This is a genomic window from Bacillus smithii (genome assembly GCF_001050115.1).
In the GTDB taxonomy this organism is placed as follows: Bacteria; Bacillota; Bacilli; order Bacillales; family DSM-4216; genus Bacillus_O; species Bacillus_O smithii.
Genome location: NZ_CP012024.1, coordinates 990,128 through 1,006,412, shown reverse-complemented (window position 1 = coordinate 1,006,412; position 16,285 = coordinate 990,128). Strand labels below are relative to the sequence as shown.

At 39.5% G+C, this 16,285-nt stretch carries 14 protein-coding genes, 1 tRNA gene and 1 pseudogene; 5 read left to right on the top strand and 11 right to left on the bottom strand.

The annotated features are described in order from the left end of the window. Positions 1-5 precede the first annotated feature (5 nt). The 5 genes from BSM4216_RS04815 to BSM4216_RS04795 form a co-directional block, all read right to left on the bottom strand. Positions 6-998, bottom strand: coding sequence for an aliphatic sulfonate ABC transporter substrate-binding protein (locus BSM4216_RS04815; RefSeq protein ID WP_048622922.1), 993 nt, complete (start codon positions 996-998; stop codon positions 6-8). A 62-nt stretch (positions 999-1,060) separates the two neighbouring features. Beyond that, a complete protein-coding gene (locus BSM4216_RS04810) occupies positions 1,061-1,801 on the bottom strand; it encodes an ABC transporter ATP-binding protein (RefSeq protein ID WP_048624400.1) in 741 nt (246 codons plus the stop codon). Between the two features lie 397 nt (positions 1,802-2,198). Beyond that, positions 2,199-3,272: a dimethylsulfone monooxygenase SfnG gene (gene sfnG, locus BSM4216_RS04805; RefSeq protein ID WP_048622921.1), complete on the bottom strand. Its 1,074-nt coding sequence runs from the start codon at positions 3,270-3,272 to the stop codon at positions 2,199-2,201. A 135-nt stretch (positions 3,273-3,407) separates the two neighbouring features. Further along, positions 3,408-3,965, bottom strand: coding sequence for an NADPH-dependent FMN reductase (ssuE, locus tag BSM4216_RS04800; protein ID WP_048622920.1), 558 nt, complete (start codon positions 3,963-3,965; stop codon positions 3,408-3,410). A 324-nt stretch (positions 3,966-4,289) separates the two neighbouring features. Next, positions 4,290-4,769 carry a hypothetical protein gene (locus tag BSM4216_RS04795; protein WP_048622919.1) on the bottom strand — a complete coding sequence of 160 codons (480 nt, stop codon included), beginning with the start codon at positions 4,767-4,769 and terminating at the stop codon, positions 4,290-4,292. 323 nt (positions 4,770-5,092) lie between these two features. Between BSM4216_RS04795 and BSM4216_RS04790 the strand changes: the two genes are divergently transcribed. Beyond that, positions 5,093-5,422 (top strand): GlpM family protein, encoded by a 330-nt coding sequence (locus tag BSM4216_RS04790; RefSeq protein WP_082142255.1) that lies wholly within the window; start codon positions 5,093-5,095, stop codon positions 5,420-5,422. A 563-nt stretch (positions 5,423-5,985) separates the two neighbouring features. Here BSM4216_RS04790 and BSM4216_RS04785 read toward each other — a convergent pair. From BSM4216_RS04785 to BSM4216_RS17035, 3 genes and pseudogenes are all read right to left on the bottom strand, one after another. After that, complete coding sequence (locus BSM4216_RS04785; protein WP_048622918.1) at positions 5,986-6,282, bottom strand: hypothetical protein; 297 nt, start codon at positions 6,280-6,282, stop codon at positions 5,986-5,988. 1,142 nt (positions 6,283-7,424) lie between these two features. Then, a complete protein-coding gene (locus BSM4216_RS04775) occupies positions 7,425-7,712 on the bottom strand; it encodes a hypothetical protein (RefSeq protein ID WP_048622916.1) in 288 nt (95 codons plus the stop codon). 221 nt (positions 7,713-7,933) lie between these two features. Continuing rightward, a pseudogene (locus BSM4216_RS17035) lies at positions 7,934-8,116 on the bottom strand (GNAT family N-acetyltransferase); the annotation flags it as partial. 140 nt (positions 8,117-8,256) lie between these two features. Here BSM4216_RS17035 and BSM4216_RS04765 point away from each other — a divergent pair. After that, positions 8,257-8,808 carry a glutathione peroxidase gene (locus tag BSM4216_RS04765; protein WP_003353609.1) on the top strand — a complete coding sequence of 184 codons (552 nt, stop codon included), beginning with the start codon at positions 8,257-8,259 and terminating at the stop codon, positions 8,806-8,808. A 177-nt stretch (positions 8,809-8,985) separates the two neighbouring features. Next, positions 8,986-9,058: transfer RNA gene (locus tag BSM4216_RS04760), tRNA-Val, on the top strand. Positions 9,059-9,979: 921 nt separating this feature from the next. On the opposite strand, the gene BSM4216_RS04750 is transcribed toward BSM4216_RS04760, so the two are convergent. Beyond that, complete coding sequence (locus BSM4216_RS04750) at positions 9,980-11,257, bottom strand: IS110 family RNA-guided transposase (RefSeq protein ID WP_026678786.1); 1,278 nt, start codon at positions 11,255-11,257, stop codon at positions 9,980-9,982. Between the two features lie 255 nt (positions 11,258-11,512). On the opposite strand from BSM4216_RS04750, the gene BSM4216_RS04745 reads away from it, so the two are divergent. Next, complete coding sequence (locus tag BSM4216_RS04745) at positions 11,513-11,917, top strand: endonuclease domain-containing protein (RefSeq protein WP_174521043.1); 405 nt, start codon at positions 11,513-11,515, stop codon at positions 11,915-11,917. A 527-nt stretch (positions 11,918-12,444) separates the two neighbouring features. On the opposite strand, the gene BSM4216_RS04740 is transcribed toward BSM4216_RS04745, so the two are convergent. Both BSM4216_RS04740 and BSM4216_RS04735 read right to left on the bottom strand, forming a co-directional pair. After that, entirely contained in the window at positions 12,445-13,497 is a 1,053-nt protein-coding gene (locus BSM4216_RS04740; RefSeq protein WP_048622912.1) for a 2,3-butanediol dehydrogenase, read from the bottom strand. Positions 13,498-13,810: 313 nt separating this feature from the next. After that, positions 13,811-14,782: a phosphotriesterase family protein gene (locus tag BSM4216_RS04735; protein ID WP_048622911.1), complete on the bottom strand. Its 972-nt coding sequence runs from the start codon at positions 14,780-14,782 to the stop codon at positions 13,811-13,813. 745 nt (positions 14,783-15,527) lie between these two features. Between BSM4216_RS04735 and BSM4216_RS04725 the strand changes: the two genes are divergently transcribed. Further along, a complete protein-coding gene (locus BSM4216_RS04725) occupies positions 15,528-16,256 on the top strand; it encodes an alpha/beta hydrolase (protein ID WP_048622909.1) in 729 nt (242 codons plus the stop codon). Positions 16,257-16,285: the final 29 nt, after the last annotated feature.

The following is a 16,285-nucleotide window of genomic DNA, read 5'->3' as shown; positions in this document are numbered from 1 at the left end:
CTCCTTTACTTCTTGTTGATGTTTTCGATATACTCCGGATCAATTAAGTTGTCGGCCGTTTTCTTAATATCGACGGATTTTTCCATTGCACCGCTTTTCAATAACACTTCTCCCGACGCTTCAATGGTCCGTTTGTGAACCTCCCCAATGACCGGATTGGTCAAATCTGTCCGGTGGATCACTTTTGCGGCGACTTTATCGTTTTGTTTACTTTCTGCTGCCACTAATTTCTCAAACTCGTCCGGATTTTCTAATGCCCATTTTCTAGCCTTTTCATAAGCTTTAAGCACTTTTTTCACAATCTCGGGATGGTCTTTTGCAAACTCTTCCCTTACATTAAGAAATCCGTACGTATTCCAATCCGGGTGGCGGAAAAACAATTTTGAGTGTTTCTCTATCTCTGTTTGCGCCATATACGGATCGAGTCCTGCCCATGCGTCTACATCCCCTTTTTCTAAGGCCGTTTTACCATCGGGGTGTTGCAGTTGCACGATTTCTACATCTTTTTCGCTCAATCCCGCAGTACCCAATGCCCGCAGCAAAAATATGTAAGGGTCCGTTCCTCGCGTAACAGCTATCTTTTTACCTTTCAAATCTTTTACTTTTTTTATAGGAGAATCGGCACGAACAACTAAAGCTGTCCACTCTGGCTTAGAAAAAACATAAATCGATTTGATTGGGTTTCCATTTGCCCTTCCGAGTAAAGCCGAAGCTCCAGATGTTGATCCAAAGTCAATGCTCCTGCTATTTAAAAGCTCCAGCGATTTATTACTACCGGCGCTAAAAATCCATTCAACTCCGATTCCATCCTTCCGTAAATCATCTTCCAACCATTTCTTTTCTTTCAGAACTAGACTCACCGGATTGTAGTAAGCATAATCCAGTTTGACAGTTTTCACTTCGGATTCTTGGGAAACGGAGTGACTACAGCCATCAAGAATCCATACCAGCGTCATAACGAAAATCATAACGGCCATTTTATACGTTTTTGAGATCATCCGAAAGATCCCTCTTTCAATGGATTGAATTAGAATAAAAAATATTCAACATTTATAAACTATTATTTGGAAGAGAACATAAACGCAGATTCTAAAGTCTCTTTAGTCACTTTTCCCATAAGACGATCCAGAATGAGCTTTTCATAATAGGCAAAGCCAGTATTTCTTTCTCTCGGACGGGGTAAATCTACCGGTATATCAAGAGAGATAGCCCCATTTTCGATCAAGACGATACGATCTGCCAAAGCGACGGCCTCGCTGACGTCGTGTGTGACCAAAACGGCAGAAAATCGTTGCTGATGCCAAATTCGTTCAATCAATTCTTGCATTTCGATACGTGTCAGAGCATCTAATGCGCTAAGTGGTTCATCCAATAACAGGAGGCGCGGATTACCCGCCAACGCCCTCGCAAGAGCGACACGCTGGCGCTGTCCGCCGGATAATATGCCGGGCCATTCTTTCGCTTTATGTTCCAACCCTACGAGCTGTAGTGCTTCCTCTGCTCTGTCTTTGTCTCCGTTTCTTGCACCGATTTGTACATTTGCTATCACTCTTTTCCAAGGAAGCAATCTAGCATCTTGAAAAAGTATTCGCGTATCGGGATGAACTCCTTTGACTCTTTTATTGTCAAGAAGCACTTCCCCTTCTGTCGGAACATCGAGTCCAGCAAGAAGCCGCAGCAGAGTGCTTTTGCCGCAGCCGCTGCGCCCAATAATAGCAACAAATTCCCCAGGTTCGATTTCCAAATTTAAATGATTCAATACTTGGACATTATTAAATCGCTTGCTGACCTCTTTGACCATTAAATGGAAACCTATTGACCCTACCCCCAATCCTCATTCCTCCCTATATCAACAACCAATTTTACGAATATTCATAATTATAGTGATGTAGATTTGTCCGTCTAAATATTCCATCATCCCGCTGCTGTTTATCAAGGATTTAGAAAATACCGCAGAAATGCCCCTTTCTTTGTATAATGGAGCACTTACAAATGCAATCCCAGCCGCATCCATCCCGTTTTAGCGAGCATTTAAAGATTTGGAAACACATTGTTTTAATCAATGATTTTGGTAATTGGTCGAATATCTTTTTCAACAATAGAGGGGGATTCTTCTCGCAAGTCTTCTTTCTACATTTAGTTGTACATAACCATTCCTTGCTACGTTCAACATCACACTTTTCATAAAAAGTCCATTTTTATACAGCATCCACGTTTAAGATGGCTTCCTTTTCTCGAACCAATGGAATCACTTTTTCCCCGAATAATCGGATTTCTTCGTCATAATGAAGGAATCCGGTTAAGATAAGGTCGACTCCGATTTTTTTGAGTTCGATTATACGATCCGCCACCTGTTCCGCCGTACCGATCAATCCGGTTTTAAAACCGTCGTTGTATTGAACCAAATCGTTGAAATCCGAATTTGCCCACATTCCTTCTCTTTCCGGAGAAGCTTTGCCGGCAAAGCGTACTTGGCTGCGGAATCCTTCCACAGCTTCGCCATCCGCATAAGCAATAATGTCACGAAGCACCTGTTTAGCTTCCTCTTCTGTATCTCTCACAATCACAAATGCGTTGACGCCGAATTTCAGCTTACGGTTATTTGCAGCCGAGAGCGAATTCACCTCATCAATTTGTGCTTTAATGCCTTCGATGGTATTTCCGTTCATGAAATACCAGTCAGATACTCTGGATGCCATCTTTCGTGCGGCGAAAGAATTTCCTCCTTGGAAAATCTCCGGAACTCTCAAAGGCTTCGGCTTTAAAGGAGCGCCGTTTATTCGGTAAAAATCACCGCGAAAATGGGTTTCCTCCTCCGTCCACAATTTTCGAAGCACATTGATAAACTCCTCGGATCTCCGATATCTTTCGTCATGGTCTAGCCATGGTTCGCCATATGCGTTAAATTCTCCTTTAAACCACCCGCTCACAATATTAATCGCAGCACGTCCATGGCTGATTTGATCAATGGTGGAAATCATTTTGGCTACCGTCCCCGGATGCCATAAGCCGGGAAGCACCGCCGAAATCAATTTTATCTTCTTCGTTACCGCCGCTAAAGCGGATGCCAACGTGATAGCCTCCAATTGATTTTCCGCACCATAGCTTGCCAGAAATCTCGTTTGAAGCAACGCATATTCAAATCCTGCTTCTTCAGCTATTTGAGCGTATCTGGCATTATCCTCAAAGGACCAGCCTGTTTTTTGAGGAATTTTGGAAATCACCAATCCGCCGCTAACATTCGGAACCCAATAAGCAAACTTCAAAGACATTTTCTTCACCCCTGTTTAAAAATGGATCGCGATAGAGTTAGATCTCTTCTAGAAAATGAATAAGTTTATTTTTAATATTCAGAAATATTTTTGTATAAAACTAGCTGCTTTCTTGCTTCGTTAGCCTTTGACGGTTTACTTGACCTTTTCCGGCAATCCGCTTCTTAATTCTATTTCTTCTAGCAATTCTGCGACTGCTTCATCTAATCTGCGAATCAATTCTTCCGATAGATGATAGCCGTTGTTTCCGTTTCGGGTTATCCAAGTATCCACTGCATACACTCCACCGATAATGTGCCTTGCGCCCAAAGTGGATAGTACCGGCTTCAGCGCATAATCGATGGACAAAAGATGAGCGATTGAGCCGCTGATAAACAGTGGCAGAATGATTTTTCCAGATAAAGCTTTTTGCGGAAGTAAATCGAGGTAGGTCTTTAATACTCCCGTATACGACGCTTTATATACCGGACTCGCGATGATGATCACCTTCGCTTCCTCTACTTTTAGATTCGCTTTCCGTATAGCGTCGCTGTCAAAATTGGCTTTGATCAAATCGTCCGCCGGCAATTCCGCAACTTGTATATGTTCAATATCAACCCCTTCTCGCAGCAACTTTCGTTCAACATATTGAATGATTCCGTTCAGTCTCGATGTCAGCGAAGGATTCCCGTTAATAATCGCGATTTTCCCCATTTAAACTCCCCCTTATTTTTCTAAATAATAGCATTAATTTTATTAAACTTATAAATCATACCTGTTTAGTTTGATTTATTGTATATTATCACCGTCCCTACTAAGTGTCAATATCAAAAAGAAAAAAAGTCGCTATATTCCGTCAATTTGTCGGATGGACGAACTGAAACCATTCCAAATCTTTTTGTTTTCGATATGAAAAATTCACTTAAATGATAAAGCCGATAAAACTTTGAAGAAGATCACTATTGCGCTTTTAAAAAAATGCTTTTGCAAAGACAGTGCTTAACGACTGGAAAAAATTTGTACCCCAACAAAAATCATTCATCGGATATAAGGTGATTTTCTTTTTTCTACAAATAATCCTTCAATTTCTTCCACACTCTCAATGACACGATTGGAAATTTCATTACTCACAAAATACATATAATAATCGTAGCCAAAATGTATTTCAAAATAATCATCCGAAACTAATTTACACCAAATGTTTTCCCTAAGAATCATTTTCATTACTTCGTTTAAATTTAAGGACCCTATACTATCTCCCTCTTTTAGATTCAGGTTTAGATCTTCAGAATATATCTCTAGATCACGAATTTTTAAGTTCTTGATATTCTTTTCTTTTAAAATTGTTTTTACAGCTTTTATATATTTCTCCTCTACAAGTAAATATTCATTTAAGGAAAATAACTTACCTTGAAACACTTTATTAATATCTGAAAAACTAGTCCACTCTTCTCTAGTGTACACATCGTTCGTATCTCTGTACTGAGGATTGTATTTAGTCACTCGAATCGAATCCATACTTAAATCTCCCATTCTATTTCAATATTCATCATAAGTGCCAGGATCTTGTAATTCTCTTTCCTAAGTTTTCATCACTCTGCTGCCTTCCAGCACATACACTATACAAAAACGACATATCTTTGCACGTGCTTTTTTAAAAATAGCCTACTCATTCCAGCGGAAGTTTATCTCATCAGTTAAACGTATTTTTTAGTATTTCTAAGAAACACCATTGGTTATGATATATTCATAAAATAAACAAATGATCATTTTCAAGAGTTTACTTCCAATTTTTTTATGTCATAATTACTTAAAACGCAATTTTTTAGGAGTGCCATACAATGTTGGAATATGTTTCAAAGTTTATCTTAGGCGGCTGCATCCTTGCATTTGCGACTTATTTCAGCAAATCCAAAAATTTGTTTATATCTGGTTTGATCACTGTACTTCCACTCATGACATTGGCCAACATGACGCTGCAAATGAAATTCATGAGTTCAAAGGAGTTTCATACAGCTCAAAAAAGTGGTATTTTCGGTGCGCTCGGTTTAGCCCTTTTTGTATTTTGTGTTTTTCTCTTGACTTATTGGATGAAGCCGTCTTATGCCGTTTTGCTTTCCGTATTCATTTATGCTGCTTACCTCTTCATGTCTAAAATAATGATAGCTTAATTTACCTAAAAACCTACTAGAGACTTTTTCTAGTAGGTTTTTGATTAGAATTATATGGATCCGTTTGGACCAACTTTTTTATCACTTCTGGATGTATGTAACTAGGTTGAACCTGTACGAAGATTTCAAGACGCTTTCTCTTCATTTTAAAATCTAAAGGGTGAACCTTGATGTCTGCAATAAAGTCAATCGTCCAAAGTGAAATTTAGGAAAAGAAGATCTGACAATGCGCTTACAATCATTTCAACTAATACCCAGCTTTCATTTTCCTGCGGAATGAAATGGGGATCTTTTTAACTTTATGATGAAACATTTGTCATTCAATTGCTTATCTCCACTCTTTTCTTCAAAAAACCGTCTTGCCCTTTTTTGTTACTTTCAATATTCATAATGGAACCCCTAATCATTCTTCGACTCTTGCAAACCAATGTTCACCTTCTCATATGTTTGCCATATTTGTTTTGTCTAATCAATGACTTTCTTGAAATCATTGCCATATTCCACCTTCATCATCTCTATCGCTGGACAATTTTTTCTTCATCCTAGTACTCGCGGCGCCGTTCTTATCGTTTCTTATGCACATTCTTTTTCCTTGTTAGTTCCTCGAACCATTCTCGATCATAATGATCTAATGCCATATCAATCAACACGGGTAAATCATCTGGATGAATCGTTTCAGGGATCGGTTTTAATAAACCTAGTGAATATTTCACCGGATCCTCCCGAGTGATCATGATGATCCCGTCTCGAACATAAATCGTTTTCTGAATAACGGCTGAATAACCGTAAGTCGCAATGACAAACCCAATCACGTCATAATCCTTTAAACACACCTTCACCCAATCCCCTACTCGCACCATAATTCGTTATCCTCCCCGCTCATTCAATAAAATTCTGGCCACCGCGAGCAAATGGAGTATCATACCATCATCCACGTTCTGAACCAGCTTCCCGGTTTCTTTTATCATTCTAGATGTATAAATTCCAAATGGACGTTTCATATTTGCATGCTTCAATCGTTTTGCAGAAACTTTTTTCCGACAGATTCAATCGGACTTCTGATGCTGCAATCCCAATCTTATGGTGATGTGATCATACTGAAGTTCTTTTTGACTGATCGATCTGCGACCAATTTTACCAATGCTGAAATGGACATTCCGCTGTTCGGCTTCTTTCTAAATAAGTCCGAATTTTACTTAGCTAAAACTTCTTTTTTGAATTCATCCTCTTCTGCAACAGCAAACTCGCTTAAGCAGTCCCAAATTATCAAGTACTTGGTCTTTTGAGATTCCATCTCTCGCTGAGAATAAACAAACAGATCTTTTGTGAAAGAACGGTTGAAATCAACCGCAGTAGAATGAATTTTTTATTTAGTTTATGTTTATGAATGGGTTAGTGCTTGTGTTGTTGTGACTGTCTGAAAGATCTTGGTGTTGATGACAAGATTCATGTCTTCATTCCAAATGCCGCAAGCCATTTAGATTTCAGCTTCATACAGATATCGGCCAGCCGGTATTATTTTTTGTGTTTAATTCCCTTTTGTCACGTCTGCAAAGCTTCGGAAAGGAAAAAAATCCTGATGGAGGAACGCGATGAGAAACCTGGAGGTAAGGTTAGTTAATAAAATACTACTTTATGAATAAACAGACTTGATTATTTCACGCCATAAGCCAATGATCTATGCTTTATCGAGGTGCTTTGAGAATGGGGAGTTTTTTGAACGTGGAAAAAAATTATTCTTATTGGCAGACTGGCTTCACACCAAAAGAAAACCAAATAAAAACCAAAAAACAGACTCCATTATTGCAGGAAAAATCGTCAACAAATATCTCGATCTTCCTGTATCAGCAGATAAAAAAACACACCCTATTTGGTGTGATATACAATTCAAATATATATGTAAACGATCATCTACAGATTCTCTTCCATGCAGAGTGGTAATAGATAAGTTTTTTACTATTATACCTTTTCATTTTGCATGTTTCTGTAAGGGAGCTTACCATTATAATGAATTCTTTAACTCAAAATTATATTTTTTATTAATTTTCTTTGCGATTGCCCCCAGGAAATCTTCAACATTCATTTTTTCTACTTCGTTCGTATACCAAGCAAGTTTGGCTCCTTTATCTTCTCCGTCATAATGAACTTCTAAAGGCATGTAACGATTCATCGAATAAGTAAAGTCAAATTTAATATACAGTTCTTTGCCTTTTGGGCTCTCCAGCTTTACTTTATAAACAGGATTTTTATATTCCGGTTCTAGTTTAACCTTTTTTATCTTTGTTAACATGATCATAACTCCTCGAAAAAATTTTTTATTAAACACTATTTATATCGGAGGAATTAGGAAAAGGTTTATTCTTTTTAGAGTAGACACTCCGCTTACTTCCATTTCCTCTGATGCAAGTTCTGGAGGTCATTCACTCCATTGGTATCACTGAAACAGTTCGATTGAAAATTTACTATCTCTTATCCTTAGAATTATAAAGATCACCATTCCATTCGTATCGCTTACGGTCTTGGATACAAACCTTTTTGACAGTCCTTATCATTCTTCTGTTTTCTATGAAACTCATAGTTATTCTGTAAATGATCTTCCCACTTTCCGTTAATCTTCACGTTCTGCTTGGAAAGCCCCTCTTTATGGAATCCTGCCTTCTCTAAAACTCGAATCGACCCGATATTTTGCGGCATTTAGGCAGGCACTCTCTTTCAAATGTTTTGATTTATGGGCAGGCATTTCCAAACATGCCATTGTGAGCAATTTTTTTGCCTATCTGTATTTTTATATTATAATAATTATTAAATAATAATAGATGAAAGAGGTGTTCCCCATGTCCATTTATCAATTTGAAGTAGAGAATGCATACGGTGATAAAGTTTCTTTAGAAGAATTTAAAGGAAAAGTGCTCTTAGTGGTGAATACGGCTAGTAAATGCCGCTTTACATACCAATTTGAGGAATTGCAAAAGCTGTATGAAAAATATCAAAAGCAAGGTTTCGAGATACTGGGATTTCCATGCAACCAGTTTGATCAACAAGAGCCTGGAACAAGCGACCAAGCGGCTTCTTTTTGCCAATTAAAATACGGCGTCACGTTTCCGATGTTTGCAAAAATCGATGTAAACGGAAAAGACGCTCATCCTTTGTTCCATTATTTAAAACAAGAGGCGCCGTTCCAAGGATTTGATGAATCGAATATGACAGAAAAGCTATTAAAAATAAAACTGGCAAATGACTATCCTGAATGGCTGGTCGGCGATGATATTAAATGGAATTTCACCAAATATTTAATTAACAAAAACGGTCAAGTCGTGGATAGATATGAACCATGGGAAGAACCGGTTGATTTCGAGCAAAACGTTCAGAAATTATTAGAAGAGTAAAGGGAACATAAGACAGCAAAACCCTGTCATTAAATAAGTGCTTTTCATGCATAAAATGGAAAACCTTTGATTTTACAGATATAAAAATACGAATGCAAAAAAATAGGATAAAAAGTATTGACTATTTTTTATGCATCCAATAAAATAAGACATGTCAGTTAAACGATACTGATTGTCGATTCCGTAGCTCAGCTGGGAGAGCGCCACCTTGACAGGGTGGAGGTCGCTGGTTCGAGACCAGTCGGAATCATTGAACGAGCGTCAAGCCGTGACTTTCAATGGTTTGACGCTTTTTTGTTTACGTTGACATAAGCGCAAACTCGTCCGAAAGGTTTCACCCTACTTAACCCGGTATGTTGCACGCTTCGAAAAGGAGCGTGTTTTTTCATGCGAAACAATGAACGAACATGTCGTGAGGAAAACCGCGATCAACCTAGACGATCTTTCCGAAACGTTCTTTGCAATCAAAAAGGCGGAAGATCAAGCGCCTAACACTCTAAAAAAATACCGCGACAACTATTCGTGTTTTACCGAGTATTTAGATAAATGCGGAATTCCACGATCAATTAACGAAATTACTCGTGATACTATTCGATTTTTCTCACAAATTAATGAAATTTTTTCTATATCCTCTTTTTATGGACTGAATTTCACCCTTGTTTACTTTATCTAATAAAGGTCTATATATTTTCTCATAATTACCAAATTTTTCTTACATACCAATTATTGTAAAATTTATTGTGTTGCTTCTTTCAATGTCACGTTAAATTCTTGCGACATGATATCTTCCCTCCCTCTATAAATGTTGATATATCAACGGTTTAACCCGTTGGTGGGGTGTCAAAAAAATAATTTTCGACACGCATACTAACAATATTTTTATATTATGTGAAACTATTCCATCCTATGGGTACGCTACGCGGCCACTACTGGGTAATAATGGTAAGTAGTGCTAGAGAATGATGGGATGCACAATGGATCTCTGCGTAACTTATGATGACGTACCCTCCCATGTCTCTTGGCATCTGTGTGCCTACATTCCTTCGTTCGGTCTAGTCATAAGACAGAGGCTAGCGAAGCTCCTTAAGGGACTCGAGGTCGAATGGGAAAAAATAATGCCAGCTTCTCCGTGTCATCCTGTTGTCTAGGTCTGTTAAGAAGATGTAGAACTTTACATAGCCTCTGCGAGACTAGGGATATCCTTCATCATTCGCTGTGCGTCGAACACTTTGTGCTTGGTACAGATTCCATGTAACACTTTTAATAGCTTTCCGCATAGAACCACAATGGATTGCTTCTTGCGTAACGGATTCACCTTACGGTTTGTGTAATAATCATGTAGCTTTTTAAAGGCTTCATTATGGCGAATCATCGGCATCATCACTCGGAAAAGGAGGGAACGTAGCTTTCTTCTTCCCCGTTTGGAAATACGCTTTTGGCCTTGATGCTGACCAGAGGAATTTTCACGTAATGTTAATCCCGCGAGTTTTATTAGTTGGCGTGGATCTTTATAGTGTGAAAAGCTTCCGATTTCAGCTAAAAGATCGACAATGGTCGTATCCCCTAATCCTTGAACTGTTGTAAGCCATTCATATTCTACAGATGTTTTGACAAGTTCAACTAATTTCTGAGTAATGCTTTCGATTTCTTGTTCTAACTGGTGGTAACGACGAACGAGTGTGGCGATTTCAAAACGGGCCATCTCACGTCCTTCTGTTACTCCAATTGATTGAGCCGCGACTTGAATGAGTTGTGTCGCTTTTGGTCTTTGAGGAGATTTTAACCCCTCTACCTTTCGGTAAATGTCCAATACCTCATCAGGTTGTTTCTGGTGAAGATCACTCGGGAATGGAGTACATTCGAGTACGGCCAAGGCCATTTTTCCGAATGACGGAAAAACTTGAGTGAACTCAGGAAAATAGCGATCCAACCATCGGATCATCATGTTTTTGACCGAACCTAGCTCCTCTGTCAATTTCCCTCGAAAAGTAGATCCTACTCGGAGTTCAGCTTCTTTTTCTTTTAAAATACGTGGATAGCTAAAGCGTCCATCTTTTAAGAGTCTTGCGATCACTAATGCGTCTTTACGGTCATTCTTCGTTTGAAGATTGTCATCTAATTCCTTAGAACGTTTGACATGCATTGGATTTGTTATAACGAGGGGTATCCCACGCTCCTCCAAGAAATAAGCGAGATTGAGCCAATAATGACCTGTTGGTTCTATTCCAACTAAGACTTCTGTTTTGTCATGATCCTTCATGGCCCTTAATATTCGTTGATAGAAGGACTCAAATCCATCCCGAGATTGGGATACAGAGAATGATTTTTGAAGCACACGACCACGATCATCCACAAAACAAGCGAAATGTGTACGCTTCGCAATGTCGATACCGACGACAAGTGTTTTTTCAGTGACTTGATTAATTTTTTGATTTTCTATACAATCCATATGGAGTCCTCCTTGGTTAACAAATTAGGGGTCAATTCTAGCAGATTGACACCCCGCATCATACCAAGAGGGCTCTTTTTGTTCAAGTCCCCGAAAACCTTCTAACAGGAATGCTCCTTATTAGTAGTTATCTTCCCAATTTGTTTTCTATATAGTTCTCGAAAAACCTTCAAAGATTTTAAAAAGAACCCGCGTATAAATTGCCTGTTCCCGGAAAGATAAAAATGGACATACTAATACATTGAGGTGATTAACATGGTAGATTACATCGTATTTTTCGGCCTTATAAGCGTTGGTCTTGTCTTTTATATCCTCGCCTTAAAACTCGAAAAAGATTATTCGGTCATCGGCGATCTTGATCGTCAAAAATGCGAAAGTCCTATCGAATTGCGACTTTACGATGCGCTGTCCCTAAACGGCTATTATGTAAAAACGCAAGTGCCATGTGGTAAATACCGGATCGATCTTGCGCTGCCAACGTATAAAATCGCTATTGAATGCGACGGTAAAGCGTATCATTCAACACCCGAACAAAAAGCACATGATCGACGTAAAAACGCTTATTTGCGGAAAAACGGCTGGAAAGTGATGCGGTTTAGCGGCCGGATGATTCACCGAGATTTAGCGAAAGTACTCGAAAAGATTAAAAGCGAAATATAAAAAACTTCTGCTTATACTTACATTGTTCCATAATAATTTCCATTGAATTAACAATGTTGCTTTCGTATCAGACCCCCAAAGTTTTTTCTGTGCGCACGTCTGAAACCCATAAAATTCACAGAATTTCCAGACGTCTTTTCGAGAGGCATGCGGTCACAAAAAATCCGGCCATTACATTAATGATTGTACGTTTATAACGAAATTTAGCGCGTTTATCATGATGTAGACACTTGAACTTATGAGGAATTTTTTAAAATGATAGAATTTTCATACCTTTAAATGCGTACTAATTGGATTTTTGCAGCTCCTATCCAGTGAATCAAATGATTCGAGGAGCTTCTTCCCGTATTTTTACTGATTGCAAGAACATATTAAAATAAGTAGAATGATAAAATATAAAAAAAGAAAGGCGCGCGACCTCCGATGTTGGGAGCATCAGAGGTCTGACACCTCTCACGAAAACGTCTGATCAAAGGGTAGCGCAAGATAACTGCTTTCTAAGGGGATATTGCTGCAAGTTTCAGAATTTATTCTGGTTTGACTAAAATTTTCACTTGATCTTTTTCTTTGATGAGTTTTTCAAATCCTTCTTCTACAATTTGATCCAGTTTAATTTTTTTCGTTACAAGCTTTTCAGCTGGGAAATAACCTTGTTTCATTAAATTCATGACTGCCGGGAAGATATCGCGGTATGCAATGACTCCCTTTACGTTTCTTTCTTTTAAAACGATGTTATTGGGCAAAAGGTTCGCTTCTTTTTCCCAAATACTAACGATCACTGTTTCTCCTTCGAACGCCGTACTGTCAACGGCTTGTTGTAAAACAGCCGGCACTCCTGTTACTTCAAAGGAAACATCGACGCCTCCATCGGTCAGTTCGAGAAGCTTTTGGACGGGATCTTCATTTTTCGGATTGATGACAACAGTTGCGCCGAGTTCCAACGCTTTTTGAAGACGTTCTTCGGAAACTTCTACGGCATATATTTCGGAAGCACCGGCTGCTTTTAAAGCTTCAATGACAAGAAGCCCGATTGGACCTGTTCCAAAGACAGCCGCTTTATCACCGGCCTTAATTTTGCTCGATCTTACGGCGTGTAAAGCTACAGCTGCCGGTTCCACAAGTGCCCCTTGTTCGAAAGAAAGGCCTTCTGGCATTTTATGAACCATGTATTCATCTACTACAGTATATTCAGAGAATCCACCGCCTCCTCCGGCTAAACCGTGGAATCCTAAATTTTCGCAGAGATTGTATTTTCCTTGTTTACATGCAGGACATTTTCCACAGCGAAGAATGGGTTCTACAACGACAGGATCTCCTACTTTTACTTTCGTAACTCCTTCGCCCACTTCCACTACTCGTCCCGAAAATTCGTGTCCCATAATGATAGGAGCTACATCTTTACTGATAGGATGAGGTTCTTTGACAGGAATAAAAATAGGACCGGCAACGTATTCATGCAAATCACTGCCGCAGATTCCTGCCCATTCCACTTGGATTTTTACTTTTCCTTTTTCTACTTTCGGTTCTTCCACTTCCTCCACTCGAATGTCGCGAACGTTATGCCATCTTGCACCTTTCATGAGGATTCCCCCCTCTTTATTTTCTTTACACGTTCATTGTATCATCAAAACTCCTTTTATTTTTATCTATTCAATAAATTTCAAAAATAGTTCAAAAATACTAGAATTGGATTCTGTCATTTTCATCGTGCGCCGATGAAACAGGGTTTATATTAGGAAAGACCTATCCATTTCCATATAAAAGAGAATGACTCCATTCGAACTGCTAAATGGGGATGAAACCACCATTACAGGAGCCATTCTCTATGAAAAGGATGAATATAATAAATTGCCCAATGACAACAACCTCTTTTTAAGAAGTGATATTTATGATTTAGGAGAATACTCTTTGAATATTTCGTACAAAAATTTTATCGATTTGTTCATCGGTTAATCCGCCTTGCTTCATTTTCGGAAGGATATTTTCGAAAAGATGTCCGGGCTGCCAGTTTTTCAGAGCTTCTTTCATTTCCGGAGGCATTTGCGGCGGTCGTCCCAGCCAAACGTTGACTGTGTCGTGCGAGAGGAACAAACGGTCTTCAAATCCGAGCGCAATCAATCCCATAAACGTTCCAATCCGGCGGTCATCCGTTGGAGCTCCAACCAAATTTTGCAGTCCAAAGCGGTCAAAGGCAACGTTGACTCCATAATCCAGCGTCCGAAGTTGGTAATCGATATCGTTGTTCCCACACATGTGTCCGATGATAATTTTTTCCGGAATGCCGCCGTTTTCGACTAGAAGTTTGGCTTGCTCCGGTCCCATTGTGCCCTCTTGTGTATGGGTGACAATCGGGACGCCGGTTTCTTTTTGAACTTGCGCCGCTGCTACAAAGAACATTCGTTCATAAGGTGTGATTTGATCCTTGCTGGAGGCAAGTTTGATCACCCCTGCTTTTATACCCGATCCTTCAATTCCTTCCGTCACTTCGGTTTTCAGCAAGTCGTAAATTTCTTGTTCGGCTGTGCCAAGCGCTTGGCGGAATTTAAAATACGCCGGACCGCCTTCCCCTTCATAGTAATAGCCTGATGCACAAATAATGTGAATGCCGGTTCTTTCTGATAACGCTTTCAAAATTGTCGCATCACGTCCGCAATCACTAGGTGTCGGGTCAATTACCGTCTTCACGCCGTGTTTTTTCATAATCGCTGCCGCACGGGACGCTTCTTCCAACAGCGTTTCTATTGATCTCCCCACCAACGTCCGGTCTCCTTGAAATCCCGCGTAATCAAAAAAGAAATGTTCATGCATCAACGTTTTTCCCAACTGTTCAGGAGCCAGCTCTCCTGTTACTGTTTGAATGCCCATTCCCCTGATCCCCCTCTTTTTAAATCGCTTTCATTCCATTTTACTGACCAATTGACAGGTTTATTCGAACAAGACAAAAACTCGTCCGTTTGCTGAGTGATAATTTTCCGCCCAGGAATCATGGGAGTTCTATGAATTGCAATCTTTTTTAAAAGATCTTTGGAAAAAAATACAACCTCAGCTTCATTGACAATCGAACAAACGTTCTATATAATTCTCCACAAGGAGGTGCGACCAAATGGAATCCCTTTTCAGAAGAAGCATGCGGGAGCGGTTCCCCATTACGATCATTTACGAATCCAAATACGGAAAGTTTTCTCAGCGAACCATTCTTGTCCTCAACCTAAATGAACACTCCATTCTCGCCTACTGCTTTATGCGCCAAGACTTGCGAAGATTTTCCATCGACCACATACTGTCCGCGTTACCAGGCCGTTTCCCACAAATGAAACGTTCAAAAAGACGGTCAGCCGGCTGAAGCAGATCATCCCCTTTTCTGACAAAAATTCGTTGACGATATAACGAACTAGAAGAAACTTTTCTTTTTTCCCATCTGCAGGAATAAAACTTATAAGAAAATTTTGCATTTTTATGGTAAACTAGATAGGCAAACGTTTAGCCAATGGGTTGTTTTCGTCATCTTCCCTCATCCGGTGGCCATTGTTCCAGAGAACCAAAACAAATACGGGACCCAAAGGAATGCCCCGAAAAAAATGCTTGACTTTATTTACTGGAGGGTTGACAAATGTCTCAACAACGCGGAACGGTTACAGAACATACTATTTTTTCAAAAGAATTGAACGAAGAAATCCCTGTTCTTGTCTATTTGCCCCCCTCTTTTTCGCCGCTTTCCAAATATTCTTTGCTAATCACACAAGATGGCAAAGATTATTTTCAATTAGGAAGAATTCCTCGTTTAGCCGATGAGCTGCTTGGGAAAAAAGAAATTGAAAACATTATTATCGCGGGTATTCCTTATCGAAATGTTCAGGATCGTCGGAGGAAATACCATCCGGATGGGGAACAGAATGCGGCTTACATCCGCTTCCTTGCCCATGAATTGGTACCTTTCCTCGACGATGCTTACCCCACTTACCAAATGGGCATGAGCCGCTGTTTAGCCGGAGATTCTTTAGGGGCAACGGTTTCTTTAATGGCAGCGCTTCAGTATCCGAATATTTTTGGAAAAATCATCCTTTATTCTCCATATGTGGACGAAAAAGTTTTGAAAACCGTTGAGAACAACGACCAAATGCATCTTTTGGATATTTATCATATCATCGGCCAACAAGAAACAGCGGTGAAAATGACAAACGGACAGGTAAAGGATTTCTTAAGCCCGAATCGGGAGCTCCATTTGCTGATGGAAAGCAAGGGATTAAATCCATTTTATGATGAGTTCGATGGGCACCATTCTTGGAAATATTGGCAGCCTGATTTAAAAAGAGCTCTTCGGAAAATGTTTGCCATTTGAATTTTCAAACTATAAGTTTTGAATCATTC